This is a genomic window from Virgisporangium ochraceum (assembly GCF_016863655.1).
GTDB lineage: Bacteria > Actinomycetota > Actinomycetes > Mycobacteriales > Micromonosporaceae > Virgisporangium > Virgisporangium ochraceum.
Genome location: NZ_BOPH01000053.1, coordinates 97,308 through 113,019, shown reverse-complemented (window position 1 = coordinate 113,019; position 15,712 = coordinate 97,308). Strand labels below are relative to the sequence as shown.

Annotated in this window: 17 protein-coding genes; 10 read left to right on the top strand and 7 right to left on the bottom strand. The window is 72.9% G+C overall.

Going from position 1 to position 15,712, the window contains the following annotated elements; all coding sequences use genetic code 11:
• The first annotated feature begins 98 nt into the window (after positions 1-98).
• The 6 genes from ybiA (at position 99) to Voc01_RS19700 (ending at position 5,073) form a co-directional block, all read left to right on the top strand.
• A complete protein-coding gene (gene ybiA, locus Voc01_RS19725) occupies positions 99-605 on the top strand; it encodes a riboflavin biosynthesis intermediates N-glycosidase (RefSeq protein ID WP_203928939.1) in 507 nt (168 codons plus the stop codon).
• A complete protein-coding gene (locus Voc01_RS19720; protein WP_203928938.1) occupies positions 602-892 on the top strand; it encodes a putative quinol monooxygenase in 291 nt (96 codons plus the stop codon). The genes ybiA and Voc01_RS19720 overlap by 4 nt, the downstream gene beginning before the upstream one ends.
• Before the next feature lie 301 nt (positions 893-1,193).
• Entirely contained in the window at positions 1,194-1,718 is a 525-nt protein-coding gene (locus Voc01_RS19715) for a PadR family transcriptional regulator (RefSeq protein WP_203928937.1), read from the top strand.
• On the top strand, positions 1,715-2,383 hold the full coding sequence (locus Voc01_RS19710; protein WP_203928936.1) for an ABC transporter ATP-binding protein: 669 nt from the start codon (positions 1,715-1,717) through the stop codon (positions 2,381-2,383). Before Voc01_RS19715 ends, Voc01_RS19710 begins: the two co-directional genes overlap by 4 nt.
• Positions 2,380-4,593: an FtsX-like permease family protein gene (locus Voc01_RS19705; RefSeq protein ID WP_203928935.1), complete on the top strand. Its 2,214-nt coding sequence runs from the start codon at positions 2,380-2,382 to the stop codon at positions 4,591-4,593. The genes Voc01_RS19710 and Voc01_RS19705 overlap by 4 nt, the downstream gene beginning before the upstream one ends.
• Positions 4,594-4,665: 72 nt before the next feature.
• On the top strand, positions 4,666-5,073 hold the full coding sequence (locus tag Voc01_RS19700; protein ID WP_203928934.1) for a hypothetical protein: 408 nt from the start codon (positions 4,666-4,668) through the stop codon (positions 5,071-5,073).
• On the opposite strand, the gene Voc01_RS19695 is transcribed toward Voc01_RS19700, so the two are convergent.
• The 6 genes from Voc01_RS19695 to Voc01_RS19670 form a co-directional block, all read right to left on the bottom strand.
• Positions 5,003-6,016 carry a molybdopterin-dependent oxidoreductase gene (locus Voc01_RS19695; RefSeq protein WP_203928933.1) on the bottom strand — a complete coding sequence of 338 codons (1,014 nt, stop codon included), beginning with the start codon at positions 6,014-6,016 and terminating at the stop codon, positions 5,003-5,005. The two genes, Voc01_RS19700 and Voc01_RS19695, sit on opposite strands and share 71 nt — an antisense overlap.
• Complete coding sequence (locus Voc01_RS19690; RefSeq protein ID WP_203928932.1) at positions 6,013-6,576, bottom strand: hypothetical protein; 564 nt, start codon at positions 6,574-6,576, stop codon at positions 6,013-6,015. The genes Voc01_RS19695 and Voc01_RS19690 overlap by 4 nt, the downstream gene beginning before the upstream one ends.
• Positions 6,577-6,652: 76 nt before the next feature.
• The gene (locus tag Voc01_RS19685; protein ID WP_203928931.1) at positions 6,653-7,303 is read right to left on the bottom strand and encodes a response regulator; all 651 of its coding nucleotides are present in this window, start codon (positions 7,301-7,303) and stop codon (positions 6,653-6,655) included.
• On the bottom strand, positions 7,300-8,361 hold the full coding sequence (locus Voc01_RS19680; RefSeq protein ID WP_203928930.1) for a sensor histidine kinase: 1,062 nt from the start codon (positions 8,359-8,361) through the stop codon (positions 7,300-7,302). The genes Voc01_RS19685 and Voc01_RS19680 overlap by 4 nt, the downstream gene beginning before the upstream one ends.
• A gap of 13 nt (positions 8,362-8,374) precedes the next feature.
• Positions 8,375-9,997: an Hsp70 family protein gene (locus tag Voc01_RS19675; RefSeq protein ID WP_203928929.1), complete on the bottom strand. Its 1,623-nt coding sequence runs from the start codon at positions 9,995-9,997 to the stop codon at positions 8,375-8,377.
• A 12-nt stretch (positions 9,998-10,009) separates the two neighbouring features.
• Positions 10,010-10,714: a hypothetical protein gene (locus Voc01_RS19670; RefSeq protein ID WP_203929036.1), complete on the bottom strand. Its 705-nt coding sequence runs from the start codon at positions 10,712-10,714 to the stop codon at positions 10,010-10,012.
• A 73-nt stretch (positions 10,715-10,787) separates the two neighbouring features.
• Here Voc01_RS19670 and Voc01_RS19665 point away from each other — a divergent pair, with 73 nt between their 5' ends.
• From Voc01_RS19665 to Voc01_RS19650, 4 genes are all read left to right on the top strand, one after another.
• Positions 10,788-12,371, top strand: coding sequence for a phytoene desaturase family protein (locus Voc01_RS19665; RefSeq protein ID WP_239160338.1), 1,584 nt, complete (start codon positions 10,788-10,790; stop codon positions 12,369-12,371).
• A 79-nt stretch (positions 12,372-12,450) separates the two neighbouring features.
• Positions 12,451-12,948, top strand: coding sequence for an NUDIX domain-containing protein (locus Voc01_RS19660; protein WP_203928927.1), 498 nt, complete (start codon positions 12,451-12,453; stop codon positions 12,946-12,948).
• Positions 12,936-14,171, top strand: a complete 1,236-nt coding sequence (locus tag Voc01_RS19655; protein ID WP_203928926.1) for an MFS transporter — start codon at positions 12,936-12,938, stop codon at positions 14,169-14,171. Before Voc01_RS19660 ends, Voc01_RS19655 begins: the two co-directional genes overlap by 13 nt.
• A gap of 42 nt (positions 14,172-14,213) precedes the next feature.
• Positions 14,214-14,843 carry a hypothetical protein gene (locus tag Voc01_RS19650; protein WP_203928925.1) on the top strand — a complete coding sequence of 210 codons (630 nt, stop codon included), beginning with the start codon at positions 14,214-14,216 and terminating at the stop codon, positions 14,841-14,843.
• 55 nt (positions 14,844-14,898) lie between these two features.
• Here Voc01_RS19650 and Voc01_RS19645 read toward each other — a convergent pair whose 3' ends face one another.
• A complete protein-coding gene (locus tag Voc01_RS19645) occupies positions 14,899-15,270 on the bottom strand; it encodes a VOC family protein (protein WP_203928924.1) in 372 nt (123 codons plus the stop codon).
• Between the last annotated feature and the right edge of the window lie 442 nt (positions 15,271-15,712).

The following is a 15,712-nucleotide window of genomic DNA, read 5'->3' as shown; positions in this document are numbered from 1 at the left end:
ACAACCGCAAGATCGACGCAGGCCTCGGCAGCGCCCGCCGGTCGTCTGTGCCGGCGCGGGCCGCCGATCATCGGCAGGACGAGGCCTAACCTGGGGCGGTGAAATACCTGTTCTTCTGGGGCCACCAGCCCGCGCGCGACGGCAGCATCACCGCCAGCTGCCTCAGCCAGTGGTGGCCGTCGCCGTTCACCGTCGACGGCGTCACGTTCGCGACCGCTGAGCACTACATGATGTGGCACAAGGCGCGGCTGTTCGGCGACACCGAAACGGCCGACCGCATCCTGGGGGTGCGGCACCCCAACGAGGCCAAGACGCTGGGCCGCCTGGTGCGGAGCTTCGACGAGGACCGGTGGGTGGCCGCCCGCTACGACATCGTGGTCGCCGGCAGCGTGGCGAAGTTCGGCCAGAACGACGATCTCCGGAGGTTCCTCCTGGGTACGGGTGACCGCGTGCTGGTCGAGGCGAGCCCGCTCGACCGGGTGTGGGGCATCGGCCTCGCGGCCGACGACGAGCGCGCCGCGGACCCCGCCCGGTGGCTGGGCCTGAACCTGCTGGGCAAGGCCCTCATGGACGCCCGCGAGATCCTCCGAAAGGACGCCGAATGATCATCATCGCCGGTTCGCTCACCGTGGACCCCGCCGACCGCGACCAATACCTGGAGATCTTCGCCGACGTCGTGCCGATGGCCCGCAAGGCCCCCGGCTGCCTCGACTTCGTCCAGGCACCCGACCCGGTCGACCCGGCCCGCATCAACGTATACGAACGCTGGGACTCGGACGACAACCTCCACGCCTTCCGCACGAGCGGCGGCCCGCCACCGCCGGACGACGCCCCGGAGATCCGCAGCGCCACCGTCCAGAAGTACCGCATAGCCGCCGTCGAGTCCCCCTGACCCAGCGCGGTCTTCGCGCGCTGGGCGCCCGCGCCCCGAGTGCCGCGCGCCGCGCCCTCCTCGCGCCCCCGCGCCTTGCTCGCGCGCCGATCTTGCAGTTGTGGCCCCCGACAAAGCCGTAGATAGCGCGACATAGGGGCGGCCACAACTGCAAGATCGGCGTGTGTGTGGGGGCGTGTGTGGGGCGGTGTGTGTGGGGCGGCGTGTGCGGGGGGCCGCGTACACGGCGGGCGCACAGGGCCGCAGGATTGTTCGCTGGGGATATATACGCGGCGTATACCCTCAGAGTATGGTGCCAGGCATGAGTGTTCCTCTCACCCTTCTCGGCCTGCTCGAGCGGGAGCCCAGCCACGGGTACGACCTCAAGCGCGACTACGACGCCTACTTCGGGCGGGGGAAGCCGCTGCCCTTCGGCCAGGTCTACGCCACGCTCGGGCGGCTCGCCCGTGACGGCAAGGTCGTCATCGGCGAGGTCGAGCCCGGCGAGGGACCCGAACGCAAGCGCTACGTGATCACCGACGTCGGCGCCACCGAGGTCGGTACGTGGCTGGCCGAGCCGGTCGAGCCGGAGCCGCACCTGCAGACCGTGCTGTTCTCCAAGGTCGTGCTGGCCCTGATGCTCGGCCGTCCGGCGGAGGAGTACCTCGACGCGCAGCGCAACGCGCACCTGCTGCGCATGCGCGACCTCACCGAGCTCAAGCGCACGGGCGAGCTCGTCGACGCCCTGCTCGCCGACCACGGCCTGTTCCACCTGGAGGCGGACCTCCGCTGGATCGACCTCACCGTCGCGCGGCTGGATGCCCTCCGAACGGCGGTCAAGAAATGATCGAAGCCAGGAACGTCACGCTGTCCTTCGGCGAGACCCCGGCCCTGCGCGGCGCCGACCTCGCGGTGGAGCGGGGAGAGATCGTCGCGGTGATGGGGCCCAGCGGGTCGGGCAAGTCGACCCTGCTGCACTGCCTGGCCGGCATCCTCGTCCCCGACGGAGGCGAGATCCACGTCGACGGGCGGCGCGTCGACACGCTCGGCGAGAACGAGCGCAGCGCGCTGCGGCGTGACCGCTTCGGGTTCGTGTTCCAGTTCGGCCAGCTCGTGCCGGAGCTCACCGCCGCGGAGAATGTCGCGCTGCCGCTACTCCTCGCCGGCGTCCGTCGGGCGAAGGCGCTCGCGGCGGCGTCACCCTGGTTCGGTCGGCTCGGATTGGACGGACTGGAGCGCCGCCGGTCGGGCGAGCTGTCCGGCGGCCAGGCGCAGCGGGTGGCGCTCGCCCGCGGCCTGGTGGCCGGGCCGACGGTGCTGTTCGCCGACGAGCCCACCGGCGCGCTCGACTCCCTCACCGGCGAGCAGGTGATGGACCTGCTGGTCGCGTCGGCCCGGGAGCAGGGGACCACGGTCGTACTGGTGACGCACGAGGCGCGGGTCGCGGCGTACGCCGACCGGCACGTGATGGTGCGCGACGGCCGGGTCACGTCGCTGGCGGTGCTCCCGTGATCCGCTTCGGGCTGCGGCTCGCCGTGGCCAGCGGGCGGGAGGCGGCCGCGCGGCTGGCCGTCATCGCCGCCGCGGTGGCGGTCGGGGTCGGCATGCTGCTGGCGGTGGTCGCCGCGGTCCACGCGACCGGGGCGCAGAACGCCCGGTACGCCTGGCTGAACACCGGCGCGGGGTCGACCGCCGACGAGAACGGCCCGCTGTGGTGGCTGCTGCGGTACGACCGCTACGACGGGCGCGGGATCGTGCAGGTCGACGTCGCCGCGGTCGGTGCCGGTGCGCCGGTGCCACGCGGGTTGCCGCGGCTGCCCGGACCGGGGGAGTACTACGCGTCGCCGGCGCTCGCCGCCCTCCTCGCGTCGGAGCCGGCCGACCAGCTCGCCGACCGCTACGCCGGCCGGCAGGTCGGCACGATCGGCGACGAGGCGCTGCCCAGCCCCGGGTCGCTCGTCGTCGTGGTGGGGCACGCGCCCGACGAGCTGGCGGGCCGGCCGGAGGCGGTGCGGGTCCGCTCGATCATGGCCACCGACCCGGCCGACTGCGCCGACTGCTTTGCCGGCAACGGACCCGACGCGGTCATGATGCTCCTCGCGATCGTCGCCGCGGCGATCCTGTTCCCGCTGCTCATGCTCACCGCCGGCGCCACACGCCTGTCGGCGGCCCGGCGCGAGCAGCGGTTCGCCGCGATGCGGCTGGTCGGCGCCACGCCGCGGCAGATCTCGGCGATCTCGGCGGTGGAGTCGACCACCTCGGCCGTTCTCGGCACGATCCTCGGCTTCGGGCTGTACCTCGCGGTCCGGCCGGCGCTGTCGGAGATCTCGTTCACGTTCGAGCGGTTCCACCCGGCCGACGTGGTGCTCGAACCGCTCGACGTGGTCGTGGTCGCGCTCGGCGTCCCGCTGCTCGCCGCGCTCGCGGCCCGGGTCGCGCTCAGACGGGTCCACATCTCACCACTCGGCGTGGTGAGGCGCGTGACGCCGCGACCACCGCGGGCCTGGCGCCTCATTCCGCTTCTGCTGGGCGTCGCCGAACTGGCGTACTTCATCGGCCGCCGCCCGGCGACCTCCGACGGGCAGATCCTCGCCTACATCTCCGGGATGCTGCTGATGATGGTCGGCCTGGTGATGGCCGGTCCGTGGCTGACGATGGTCGGTTCGCGGCTGCTCGCCCTGCGGTCGGGACGGCCGGCGACGCTGATCGCCGCGCGTCGCCTCGCCGACGATCCGCGGGCCGGGTTCCGGGCGGTCAGCGGGCTGATGCTGGCGCTGTTCGTCACGAGCGTGGCCACCGGGGTCATCACGACGATCGTCGCCGAGCGCGGCCCGGGCGCGGGCGGCCCTGCGCAGGCCACCGTGCTGGCACAGTCGTTCTGGGACGAGCCGGTTCCCGTGGACCGGTTCCCGCGCGCCGGACTCTCCGCCGACCTGCGCGCCATCCCGGGCGTGCGCGGCGTGGTGGTGGTCCACGAGAACCCGGACTTCGGTCCGAACGGCGCCGACCTGCCGGGCCTCGTGCCGTGCGCCGACCTGGCCGACCGGCCCACGCTCGGCCGGTGCGAGCCCGGCGCGCGGGTGGCGTCGGTCTTCGACGGCCTGGTCGACTTCCGCGACGCGCGCGCCGGCCGCGCCGCGGGTACGTGGCCGGCCGCCGAGTTGTCACCCGACGACGTGGCGCGCCTTCCGGTGCTGTCCGTCGTGGTCGAGACGAACGGCTCGGTGACCGCGCTGGAGCAGGCCCGTACCCGGCTTGCCACCGAGTTTCCGCTGGTCAGGCCCGCGAACACGGCGCGGGAGTGGGAGAGCGACTTCACCAGCACGCTGGTGCAGTGGCAGCGGCTGGCCGACGTCGTGATCGTCGCGAGCCTGGCGATCGCCGGGTGCAGCCTCGCGGTGAGCGTCGCGGGCGGGATCGGCGAGCGGAAGCGGCCGTTCAGCCTGCTGCGGCTGGCCGGGGTGCAGATGGCGGTGCTGCGGCGGGTCGTCGTGCTGGAGAGCGCGGTGCCGCTGCTGGTGGTGGCGGCGCTCGCCACGGGTGGCGGGTTCCTGGCGGCACACCTGTTCCTGACGTCGCAGTTCGAGTACTCCCTGGTGGCACCGGAGCCCGCCTACTACGTGATCGTGGCCGCCGGCCTCCTGGCGTCCCTGGCGATCATCGCGTCGACGCTTCCGCTGCTGCGCCGCGTCACCGGACCCGAGACGGCGCGCAACGGGTAGACCCGTGGGTGGGTGTCGGAAACGTGCCCGAGCACGACGACCGTGGATGCCTTCCGCCCTAGCGTGGTTCGCATGAAGAAGTGGGTGACGGCGGTCGCCGTGGTGGCGGCCATCGCGGGAGTGGGCCTGCTCGTCTGGTGGCAGTGGGACCCGATCTGGTCGTTCGTGTTCTCGCCGGTCGGTGGGTTCGTCGCGAAGCTGCTCTTCACCGGCAAGGTGCTGAAGGTGGTCGCGGTGGCGGCGTTCGCGGCGGGGGCCGGCTGGGTCGCCGTGCGGAGGAAGCTGCGACGGGGGACGCCGGAGGCGGAGCGGGAGCTCGCACCACCGGTGTTCGGCCCTCCGGAGGAGGAGGCGTCGGCGCCGCCAGCGCCGACGCCGCTCCCGCCGGTCGCGCCGCCAGCGCCGGCGTTCACGTCAGCGGGAACGGGGACTGCCACCACCACGGAGCCTCCGACAGCTCCACCGTCTCGACCCATTTGACCCACCAGAACCCGCGCCGGCCCGGCGCGACCAGCCGGGCCGGGAACCCGTGCCCGCGCGACAGCGGCCGCCCGCCCACCCCGACCGCCACGAACAACGTGTCGAGGTCGTCGACCGGGAACCGCACGGCGTATCCGGTCCGCGACCGGACCACCACGCTCCGGGCGTCACCGACCCGACCCATGAGGTCCCGCAGCGGCACGCCTTGCCAGTCCTGCTCGGCGTACCAGCCGGAGGTGCAGTCGAGGAGGGCGCGCCGGGTCACCGACCGTCCACTGAGGTCGGTCAGCGGATATGCCACGCCGGTGACGGTGACGGTGAGGCGCCAGGTGCCGGGGTCGACGGGCGGTGCCGTGTCGTTGAGCCAGATCGTGTTCGGCATCTCGGCGGGTCGGAACGACCCGCGCTCGTACGAGCCGGTGAAGCGGCGTCGGGCGCCTGGCGCGCCGGTCGCCTCGACAGCGCCGGCGGTCGCCGCGTAGAGGCCGGCGGCGCCGCCGACCAGGAGGCCCGTGCGGAGCGCGGTCCGCCGGGACAGGTCCGCTCTCCGGGGACGCACGAAGCGCGCGACCAGGTGCCACAGCAGCACCGGTACGAGCGCCAGCGCGAGCGCGATGTGCAGCCACAGCGCGTCGAGCCCGCCGACCGTGCGCAGAAACCCGGTGCTGTAGCCGAACCCGAGCAGCAGCACCGCCACGACGAACGCCGCCAACGCCAGCGACAGCCACCGCGTGCGCCGGGCGGCCCGCAGCCCGGCCCGGACCACCCGCAGCTTCGCCGGAACGAGCAGCACCACGAGGAGACCGGCGGCGCCGTGCCCGATCACCACCCACCGGCCCGCGGCGGTACCGCTGGCGACCGCGCCCGCACCGGTGGCGAACACGACCGCCAGCGCGGCGAGCAGCGCGAGGTTGGTCGCCCGGGCCGGCAGGAGGAGTTTCATGCAGGCACCAAGGTACGCCGCGAAGCCGCCGTCGCCGAGAGCCAGATCAGCGAGGCCGCGGCCACCACGTGCACGGCACTGGTCAGCGGCGAGTCGTCGAGCGGCGCCAGCAGGGCGAGCAGGGGCAGCGACACGGTGTAGCCCCACGCCGGCACCGACGGGAACGCGCGGTCGCGGATCATCGTCGCCCCGAACAGGACCGTGCCGACGACGAACACGAGCGCCGACAGCCGCACCACCGCGCCGGTCGGGCCGGCGAGCACGTCCTCGACCACGGCCTCGGAGAGGAAGAACAGCACCAGGTTCAGCGCGAACGCCACCCCGCTGAAGAGGCCGAGCCCGATCGCGTTGAGCCCGTACGCCACCGACCGGAAGCGGCCGGATCCGTTGCCCGGCACCAGAAAGAACGCGGTGAGCGCGGGCGGACCGAACGCCGCGCCGAGCCCGATCACCAGGCTGGTCGCGGTGGTCTCACCGGTGAACGCCTCCACCGCGCCGGGCACCCCGATCGACAGCCCCAGCACGACCCCGCACCCAGCACCGAAACGTTGCAGCATCATGGCGCGACGGTAGGAGCCGCAAGGTCCGACGCGGCAGTGCCGATCGGCCAACCCGGTGGCCGGAGGTCATGTGCCGCTACAGCAGATCGTGCTCGCGCGCATACAGCGCGGCCTGGGTGCGGTCGCGCAGCCCGAACCGGGTGAGGATCCGCGAGATGTGGTTCTTCACGGTGCCCTCGCTGACGTGCAGCCGCGTCGCGATCTCGCGGTTGGTCGCGCCGCGGGCGATGAGCCGCAGCACGTCGAGCTCGCGCGCCGTCAGCGGCTGCCCGGCCGTCGCCGCACTGTCCACAGTGGACCGCGTGAGCGCGGCCGTCATCCGTGCGGCCGCCGCCGGGTCCAGTTGGGACACTCCCGCGTGGGCCATGCGCACCGCGCCCGCGAGCTCCCGGGCGGGCAGGTCCTTCAACAGGTAGCCGGTGGCACCGGCGCGCATCGCCGGCACCACGTACTCCTCGTCGTCGAACGTCGTCAGCATCACCACGCGGCAGTCGGGTGCCCGGCGCCGGATCGTCTCCAGCGCGGCGATGCCGTCGACCTCGGGCATCCGGACGTCCATCAGCACCACGTCCGGTCGCAGCGTCACGGCCTGTTCGACCGCCTCGCGGCCGTTGGCGGCGGTGCCGACCACGGTGATGCCCGGTTGCAGACCGAGCAGCGAGGCGATGCCGTCGCGAATGAGCCGCTGGTCGTCGACGACGAGCACCCGCACCTCCGGGTCGGTCATGCCGGCACGCTCACGGTCACGCGGGTTCCCGCGCCGGGGCTGCTGTCGACGGCGACGTCGCCGCCGACCTCGCGGATGCGCTCGCGCATGCCGGTCAGCCCGAAGCCGGGCGCGTCGGGGACGAAGCCGCAGCCGTCGTCGGCGACGACGAGCGTCACCGCGTCGGGCGCGAACGCGAGCCGCACGGTGATGCTGTCGGCGCCGGCGTGCCGGCGGGCGTTGGTGATGCCCTCCTGCGCCGCCCGGTAGACGGCGGTCAGCACGGGCAGCGGGTGCCCGTGCTCCAGACCCGAGACGTCGACCGACACGCTCCCGCCGCTCAGCCCCGCCACCGCCGACGACAGGTTGAAGTCCGCCTCATGGAGGGCCCGCACCGACTGGCGTACCTCGTCCAATGCCTGACGCACGGCCCGGTGCGCCTCGACCAGCGCGCGGTCGGCGGCGGCCGGGTCGTGGCCCCGGAAGGCCTGTGCCTGTTCGATGAGGATCGCCGACTCGGTGAGCCGGTGGCCGAGCCCGTCGTGGATGTCGCGGGCGAGCCGGTTGCGCTCCGCGGCGCCCGACAGCGCGGCGACCTCGGCGGCCTGCCGCCGCTCCTCGACGGCCACCGCCGCCATCGTGATCGCGAGCACCAGGCCGAGCCCGAACATGAGCAGGTCCGACACCCGCTCGAGGTCGGTCCACCACCGCGGCACCGTGACGGCGAACGCCACCACGAGCGCCCCGAGACAGGCGACGGCGCTCACGACGCTGGCGACCCGCCCGAACGCGAAGTAGGCCGTGAGCGGCACGAGCACGAACAGCGCCTTCGACACCCCGGACCCGTCGGCGGCCACCACCACCAGGTACAGCGCGACCCGCGCCGCGAGCAGCAGCGCCGCCAGGGCACGCGACGGGTGGGGCGGCCGCCGGCGCTCGACCAGGTCGACCGCGAGGAGAAGGATCAGCCCGCCGACGAACGGCACCGGCCGGGTGTCACCCAGCCCCGCGGCGTCCGCGTACAGGCCGGCCGCGAACACCGCGGCGTACAGGACCGGCGGCACCCAGGGCACGTACACGTGCCCAGGGTAGCTACGGCTTGTTGAACGGGTAGGGGACCGTCGGCTCGGGTACCGGTTGGTCCGCGGGGCGGCTGCCGGCGCCCTCGATCACCGGCCACGGCTCCACCCGCAGGGTGTGGCTGTGCCCGGCGCCGTCCATCACGATCACCCGGCCGTCGGTGTAGAGACGGAACGTCACGTCGCGGTGGCCGAACTTCACCGGCAGCTTCTCCAGGACGTCCTGCACCGTGCCGTCCCTGCCGAACCGCTCGATGTTGACCGGCACGCCGGTCGAGCTGAACACCCGCAGCTCGCCCTGCCGCTGCTGCGGCACGCCCTGCCGGTGTCCGGCCCGGATCACGTAGCTGGGCTCGTTCATGCTGGCCAGCTGGTACGTCTCGAACAGCGGCGTGTACGCCTCGTACAGGGGGAACCGGCCGTCGCCGTCCCAGAAGAGCGTGAAGTCGAAGCACGGGCGGTACAGGTTGATCGGGTCGGCCTCACCGGTGTCGGCGAGGCCGGCCACCACCGTCTCGTCGGCGGCGACCCCCACCGAGTCGTGGATGGTGGCGTTCGGCAGAAGCTCCGCCAGCCGGCGCCGCACCGCCGGGATCCGGCTCATGCCGCCGGCGAGCAGCACGTGGTCGACATCGGCGGCGAGGTCGTCGAGCGGCGTCTTGAGGATCGTGCTCACCGAACTGTTGCGCACGTGGGTGAGCCGGGCCAGGCGCAGCGCGTCCCACAGCTTCTGTTCCGCGTGTTCGAGCTGCGGCCGGAACACCTCGTCGAGCCGCTCGCGGTCGTAGCTCACCGGCGGGATCTGGGCGCCGAAGACGACCCGGCGGAACACCACCCGCGCCCGCTCCTCGGTCGACAGCAGCACCTTCGCCTCGCGCGCCTGCTCCAGGATGTTGTCGCGCGCGGCGTCCGGCCGCTTCAGCGCCAGGATGTCGACGCCCTGCTTGCCGAGCTCGGCGGTGAGGTCCTCGGCGATCGCCTCGTCGAGCGCGTCGCCGGCCGCCGGCATGCCGGCCGAGGTGAGCACCCGCACCGACGGCGGATCGCCCGGTTCGATGTCGAGCACGGCGATGTCGAGCGTGCCGCCGCCCATGTCGAAGACGAGCAGCCGGCCGCCGACCCGCGTGGCGTCGATCGCGCCGCTGCCCAGCCACGCCAGGCCCGCGGCCACCGGCTCCTCGACCAGGTTCGCGGCGTCGACGTCGATGCCGGCCTCGCGCACCAGGTCGAGCAGCAGGTGCCGCTGCTCCCGGCGCCACATTGCCGGGCACCCGATCCGCAGGTCGCGTTGGCGGCCCAGCGGCAGCCCCCGCTCCGCGGACCGCTCGGCGATCGTGCGGAGCAGCGCCACGACGACCTCGTCGCGCGACAGCTTCTCGCCCGAGCCCAGCGTGACCGTCGACTGGTCGAACGTGATCGCGCGTTTGATCGACCGGATCACGTTCGTGGTCGACAGGGTGTCGGCGTCCTCGCCGACCACCAGGTGCCCGTCCTGCCGGCCGGCCAGCGACGGCAGCCACCGTCGGGTCATGCCGATCGGCAGCAGGTCGAGCGGCTCGGACCCTTTGCGGCGGGCCACGAGCGAGGTGGTCGTCCCGAAGTCGAGCCCGACCGCCGGGGGACGGTGTCTGGCCATGCCGGTGCCCTCCTAGTCCGCGACCACCAGGGCCCTGCGCAGCACGACCGGTGCGCCGTTCTCCTGCCACGCGTACCCGGGGCGCACGATCGTGACCGCGGCGCCGTCGGCCGGCCGCGGTCCTGTCGCCTCGTGGTGGGCGGGGTCGAACTTCGCCTCGTCGCCGGGCGCGCCGAGCTGCTCGAGCGGCGCCGTGCGCACCCGCACCCGGAGCCGTTCGACGATCAGTTCGGGGTCGCCGCTGTCGTAGGCGAGCTCCTCCACCTCGCCGGCGAGTTCGGCGACCGCCTGCAGCGCGTCGAGTTTGAACTGCCGCTCCTGCGCGACCCGGACCTTCGCGTCGTCCCCCTGAGGGGCGGCGCGGCCGCCGAACCCGGCCCGGACGACGGCCACCAGCGCGTCGCGCAGCGGCACCTTGACCTTGTTCGCCGTGGCGAACAGGTCGACCAGGCGGGTGAGGGCGGCCTCCGGCGCGACGGGGTCGGCGCGCCACTCGTAGAGCCCCCGACCCGGGAGGTGGATGTTCGGGTGGAACTTGACCACGGTCTTCTGGAACGTGGCCCACTTGGAGCTCACGACCGTTCTCGCGACTCCTTCCGCGGCCACCGCGTCGATGACCTTCTTCGCGGTCAGGGGCTCACCCGCGTCCTGAAGAATCTTCATGAAAACCGGGTTGGGGTCACGACCGAACCGGTCGGGTGTCAGGCCGATCGCCATGGGTAGCACTGTAGAGCGGACCGGTCCGCGGCCGTCCATCGGCCGCCGGATCGGAGGATGGGGAGTGGAGTCCATGGTCGACGCGGTGGTGGTGGGTGCGGGGCACAACGGGTTGGTGGCGGCGAACCTGCTCGTCGACGCCGGCTGGGACGTCGTCGTGCTGGAGGGCACGCCGCACATCGGTGGCGCGGTGCGGTCCGCGGAGGTCACCGCACCCGGATACCTCAGCGACCTCTGCAGCGCGTTCTACCCGCTCACCCCTTTGTCGCCGGCGATCCGTCACCTCGCCCTGGGTGACCACGGCCTGGAGTGGACGCACGCGCCGGCGGTCCTGGCGCACCTGCTGGAAGACGGCCGCGCGGCGGTGCTCAGCCGCGACCTCGACGCCACCGCCGCCTCGCTCGACTCGTTCGCGAAGGGTGACGGCGACCGCTGGCGCTCCCTCTACCGGGAGTGGCTCACCGTCGTCGACGACCTCATCCCGGCGATGCTCACGCCGTTCCCACCGGTGCGGGCGGCCGCCCGGTTGCTGACCCGCAACAGCGTCGCCGACACGGTGCGGCTGGCCCGCCGGTTCGTGCTGCCGACGCGGTTGTTCGGCGACCGCACCTTCGGCGGCGACGGCGCCCGGGTGCTGATCGCCGGCCTGGCGCTGCACACCGACCTGTCGCCCGACGGGTCGGCCAGCGCCGGGTACGGCTGGCTGCTCGGGATGCTCGGCCAGCAGGTCGGGTTCCCGGTGCCGGTGGGCGGCGCCCAGAAGATTACCGACGCGCTGGCGTCGCGGCTGCTCGCGAACGGCGGCGCCATCGAGACGAACGCGCTGGTGACCTCGGTGGTCGTCGGCAACGGGACCGCGTTGGGCGTGCGCCTGGCCGACGGGCGGGCGATCCGTGCCCGCAGGGCGGTGCTCGCCGACGTGCCGGCGCCGACCCTGTACCGCACGCTCGTCGGCGCCGGTCACCTGCCCGAACGGCTGCTCGACGACCTCGACCTCTTCCAGTGGGACGACGCCACGCTCAAGGTCGACTGGGCGCTCTCCGCGCCGGTCCCATGGATCAACCCCGACGTGGCGACGGCCGGAACCGTCCATCTCGGCGCCGACGTCGACGGCCTCACGCGCTACTCGACCGACATCACGCTGGGCCGGACGCCGCACGACCCGTTCCTGCTGGTCGGGCAGATGAACACGAGCGACCCGGGCCGCTCGCCGGCCGGCACGGAGTCGCTGTGGGCGTACACCCACCTTCCGCACAGGGATCGATGGGACCCGGCGGAGATCGCCGCGCACGCCGAGCGGATCGAGGACGTGCTCGAGCGGCACGCGCCCGGGTTCCGGAGCCTGGTCGTGGGCCGGTACGTGGCCGGGCCGCCGCAGCTGGAGGAGAAGAACCTCAGCCTCGTCGACGGTGCGATCAACGGCGGCACGGCCGGCGTGCACCAGCAGCTGTTCCTCCGGCCGGTGCCGGGCCTCGGGCGGGCCGACACGCCCGTCGACCGGTTGTACCTGGCCAGCGCCAGCGCCCATCCCGGCGGCGGGGTGCACGGCGCACCCGGTGCCAACGCCGCCCGCGCCGCGCTGGCCCGGCACCGCCCGGTGCTCGGCGGCGCCTACGGTTCCCTGGTCCGCTCGCTGAACCGCGCGATCTACGGGTGAGGCCGCGGCCGCACGCGGAGGTCGCGGTCTCGTGCGATATCCGGGTGAGGCCGGGGGCGCCGGCCGCTAGCGTGTCCGGGTGCCCGAGTACCGCCGACGGTCCGCCCGCATCCTGCTCGTCGACGGAAAGGACCGGGTCCTCCTCCTGCGGTCGCGCCCCGATCCGTCCCATCCCGAGCTCGGGCAGGCGTGGATCACGCCGGGCGGCGGCGTCGACGCCGGCGAGTCCCTGGCGGCGGCCGCCGTGCGCGAGGCCCGCGAGGAGATCGGCCTGATCGTCACCGAGGAGGATCTCACGGGACCGGTGGCGTACGTCCACGGTCACGTCGTGCTCACCTGGGCCAGCGGCATCTTCCGCGACGACTTCTTCCTCGTGCGGGTCGACGCGCACGAGGTCGACACCACCGCGATGGAGGAGTTCGAAGCCGGCAACCACCTCGGCGAACGGTGGTGGACCGTCGACGAGCTGGAGACCACCACCGACCGGGTCCTTCCGTTCGGCCTCGCCGGCCTGCTCACCGGCCTGCTGGCCGGGCGGGTCCCGGCCGAGCCGGTGGAGCTGCCGTGGCATCACTGACCGAGGTGCCGCTGCGGCGCAACCGCGACTTCGTGCTGCTGCAGGTCGGCCAGCTGATGTCCACGGCCGGCAGCCAGTCGACGGTGATCGCGTACCCGCTGCTGGTGCTCGCGGTCACCGGGTCGCCGGCCCTCGCCGGGGTGGTCGGGTTCGCGCGGTCGCTGGCGGTCACGGTCTTCGCGTTGCCGGCCGGCCTCGCGGCCGACCGGTGGAACCGCAGAACGTTAATGATCATGGCGGACGCCGTGAGCGCCGCCGCGGTGGCCGGCCTCGCGGTGGCGATCGTGCTGCACCGGACGGTGTTCTGGGTGATCCCGGTCGTGGCGTTCGTCGAGGGGGCCGGGTTCGCGCTGTTCCACGCCGCCCTCGCGGGTGCGTTGCGGTCGGTGGTCCCCGGTCCGCTGCTGCCGGCGGCCGCGGCGGTGCAGAGCGGGCGGAAGGCGGCGGTGAGCCTGGCCGGTCCGCCGCTGGGTGGTGCCCTGTTCGGGCTCGGGCGCGCGTTTCCGTTCGTCTTCGACGCCGTGTCGTACGTGGCGTCGGTGGTGTCGCTGCGGCTGATCCGCACACCGTTCCAGAACGCCGACCGCGAGGTCGACCGGGCGCCGCTGCGCACGCGGCTCGCCGAGGGCTTCCGGTTCCTCTGGGGTCACAAGTTCCTGCGGACCTGCGCGATCATGTTCGGGCTCGGCAACTTCTGCGGACCGGCGATGGTGTTCGCGCTGGTGGTGCTCGGTGCCCGGCAGGGCCTGTCGAGCGGCGTCGTCGGCGTGCTGGTGTCGCTGTTCGGGGCCGGGGTGCTGGTCGGCTCGATGGTCTCCGGCTTCGTGCGCCGGTCGCTGCCGCCGCGGGCGGTGATCCTGCTCGAGTTCTGGATGTACCCGGTGTGCGCCGTGTACCTGATCTGGCCCAACGTCTTCGTGCTGGCCGCGTCGATGCTGCCGGCGGCGCTGGTGATCCCGTCGACCGACTCGGTGGTGCACGGGTCGCGGTACGCGTTGACCCCCGACCGGCTGATGGGCCGGGTGGAGTCGGTGCACAGCAGCATCGCGTTGCTGATCGCGCCGCTCGGTCCGCTGGTCGCCGGGATCCTGCTCGACACCGCGCCCGACCGGGTCACGATCGGGTTCCTCGCCACGGTCGGGCTCGTCCTGGCGGTGTCGTCGACGCTCAGCCCGTCGCTGCGCCACCCGCCCGACCTGGCGACGCTGACGAAAGCGGAGTAAACCGGTCGCGTCCGTCCGGGGGCGGGCGCGACCCTGGAGGGCATGCGCGTCATCTTCGTCCGGGTTCCCGACCACCAGCGTGGGTACGCCCTCGTCACTCGCGCCGACGGCGTCCGGTACCGCCTGAACGACGGTCCGGTGACCGGGCGCATTCCGCACGACCTGACCCATTTCACGGTGGAGCACGCGCTGGGCATCGGCGACGGCATCTGGGCGGCGATCGCCGGTGGCGTGGTGTTCTCGAGCATGACCCACGTGTCGGGCCGGCGGCCGCCGCACGCCGCACAGCGGTCGGCCGGGCTCATGCGCGCGAACGGCGACAACCTCAACAAGGCCGAGCTGATCGCGAACCTGGTCGAGCGCACCGAGGCCGGTGAGTCGACGCGCGAGCTGAGCGGGTACCTGCGCGGCCGGCACGGCTGGGCCGTTGCGCCCGGAGCGCTCGACGTCGCCGTCGGCCGACTGCGGGCGGCGGCCGCCGAGTGGGCGGCGCTGGAGCCGGGCGACGAGCTCGTGCGGGTCTGGCCCGCGGCGCTCCGGCTCTCCGCGCCGGCCCGGGGGCACCGCGGCGTGGGGCCGGCGCGCGGCCGCCGTGGCGGTGCGCCGGAGCGTGTCGCCGGTCCGGCGTCCGCTCGCCGGGGCGCCGGACGCCGGTCCCGGCGGGTTGCCTGATTTGGCCGTGATAGTGGGCGATTTCGGTATTTGAGTCGCCCACTATCGGTGGCGATCATTGCCGTGTGGCAATGATCACCTTGGTGCCGTCCGGGTCGGTCACCGTGGCCATCCGTTCGCCCCACGGTTGGTCGGCCGGCTCCTCGACCACCGGTACTCCCGCCGCCCGGAGTTTCGACACGGCCGCGTCACAGTCATCGCAGTAGATCCATAGAGAGAAACGGTGATGCGATGCGTCGGCGGTGCCGGGCGGGTCGCTCTCCGCGCCAATGCCGAGTTGCGATCGTCCCAGGTCAAGCCCGACGTACGCGGGTTCACCGGTGGGTGGGAACCGATACGACACGGTCGCTCCGAGCAGGTCCCGGTAGAACGCCAGGGCACGCGGAAGATCGGGAGTGGACAAGATCGGAAACATCTCCTGAAACATGGAAACCACCTCCTTAACAGTTGACGAACGAGATCGTCGACTTCTCGACATACATTTTGGCGCGATTTGTTTCGAGGGTTGACGGGTTCTGTTCGATCGTTTAAGGCGGGGTGGATTCCATCGTGAAAGGTTGTCGCCCCCATACCCGCGTGATAGCTTTCCTGCGCCTTGACCCGTACCACCGGCGCAAATGTCTTGCGTCTCGTCGCAGTTAACTGCTCCCTTCCCCGGCGAGCGAAAGAAGAAGCTGGTTGGCGAAGACCGTCACGCGCGTACCGCGATGGCGTCGCCTCATCAGGCGATGGTGCGCGCGGTACCTGCCTGCCGAAGTGATCGGCACCGTCAGCGCTGTCACGAGCGCCTACGTCGCATATCTCGCGACCGGTGACCGCGCGCTCGCGGCCATCTTCGGCACCATCGGCGAGAACGTCGGTTTCTACAG

What these genes read in the sequence shown, in the direction of transcription:
- Voc01_RS19675 (WP_203928929.1), bottom strand. Translation starts at nt 9,997, where the DNA reads ATGGCCAGACACCGTCCCCCGGCGGTCGGGCTCGACTTCGGGACGACC.
- Voc01_RS19685 (WP_203928931.1), bottom strand. Translation starts at nt 7,303, where the DNA reads ATGACCGACCCGGAGGTGCGGGTGCTCGTCGTCGACGACCAGCGGCTC.
- Voc01_RS19670 (WP_203929036.1), bottom strand. Translation starts at nt 10,714, where the DNA reads ATGGCGATCGGCCTGACACCCGACCGGTTCGGTCGTGACCCCAACCCG.
- Voc01_RS19695 (WP_203928933.1), bottom strand. Translation starts at nt 6,016, where the DNA reads ATGAAACTCCTCCTGCCGGCCCGGGCGACCAACCTCGCGCTGCTCGCC.
- Voc01_RS19700 (WP_203928934.1), top strand. Translation starts at nt 4,666, where the DNA reads ATGAAGAAGTGGGTGACGGCGGTCGCCGTGGTGGCGGCCATCGCGGGA.
- Voc01_RS19665 (WP_239160338.1), top strand. Translation starts at nt 10,788, where the DNA reads ATGGTCGACGCGGTGGTGGTGGGTGCGGGGCACAACGGGTTGGTGGCG.
- Voc01_RS19715 (WP_203928937.1), top strand. Translation starts at nt 1,194, where the DNA reads ATGAGTGTTCCTCTCACCCTTCTCGGCCTGCTCGAGCGGGAGCCCAGC.
- Voc01_RS19650 (WP_203928925.1), top strand. Translation starts at nt 14,214, where the DNA reads ATGCGCGTCATCTTCGTCCGGGTTCCCGACCACCAGCGTGGGTACGCC.
- Voc01_RS19720 (WP_203928938.1), top strand. Translation starts at nt 602, where the DNA reads ATGATCATCATCGCCGGTTCGCTCACCGTGGACCCCGCCGACCGCGAC.
- Voc01_RS19690 (WP_203928932.1), bottom strand. Translation starts at nt 6,576, where the DNA reads ATGATGCTGCAACGTTTCGGTGCTGGGTGCGGGGTCGTGCTGGGGCTG.
- Voc01_RS19645 (WP_203928924.1), bottom strand. Translation starts at nt 15,270, where the DNA reads ATGTTTCAGGAGATGTTTCCGATCTTGTCCACTCCCGATCTTCCGCGT.
- Voc01_RS19710 (WP_203928936.1), top strand. Translation starts at nt 1,715, where the DNA reads ATGATCGAAGCCAGGAACGTCACGCTGTCCTTCGGCGAGACCCCGGCC.